The organism is Lacinutrix sp. MEBiC02404, assembly GCF_053601575.1.
In genome coordinates this window covers 1-282 of the sequence record NZ_JBSHNV010000023.1, presented here as the reverse complement: position 1 = coordinate 282, position 282 = coordinate 1, and the positions used below count along the sequence as shown (strand labels likewise).

1 protein-coding gene is annotated in these 282 nt (G+C 43.3%); it reads left to right on the top strand.

Annotation, left to right across the window (positions count from 1 at the left end):
• Positions 1-282: hypothetical protein (locus tag ACVCXO_RS00095; RefSeq protein WP_452227570.1), on the top strand; the 282-nt coding region annotated here is incomplete at both ends.

Below are 282 nucleotides of genomic sequence, written 5' to 3'. Positions count from 1 at the left end.
ACCAGCAGGAACAGTAGATATCGTAGTAGATACAACTACTTTACCAGCAGGAGCAAGTTTAACAGAAGGAACAGAGCCAACATCAGTAACGGTACCAACAAATGGTAGTGTAGATGCAGGAATAGATGGTTATACTACAGTAGGAACGGTAACTGGAACCGTATATAACGATGAAGATGGTGATGGAATACAAAACGGAACAGAAACCGGGTTCACTACACCAGTAACTGTATTTGCTGATTTAGATGGCGATGGCGTATTAGACGCAGGAGAGCCAACAGG